Annotated in this window: 1 pseudogene; it reads right to left on the reverse strand. The window is 37.7% G+C overall.

The annotated features are described in order from the left end of the window. A pseudogene (locus tag SOM16_RS23135) lies at positions 1-260 on the reverse strand (glycoside hydrolase family 2 protein); the annotation flags it as partial.

The raw sequence follows: 260 nt of genomic DNA on the forward strand, positions 1-260 counted from the left end.
TAACTTCCTCTTTGACGTTATTCAAAAAATATTCATCTGGCGGATAAAAACTTCCGGCAAACATAAAATCCTGCCAAACCAAAATACCGTTTTCGTCGCAGGCTTTGTAAAATTCGTCATCTTCATAAATTCCGCCACCCCAAACACGAATCATATTCATGTTGGCATCTTTACAATCTTTGATGAGTTTTTGATATGTTTCTTTGGTAATTCTCGGCGTAAAACTGCCAGATGGAATCCAGTTCGTTCCTTTTGCATTC

The organism is Pedobacter sp. CFBP9032, from assembly GCF_034045265.1.
Taxonomy (GTDB): Bacteria; Bacteroidota; Bacteroidia; order Sphingobacteriales; family Sphingobacteriaceae; genus Pedobacter.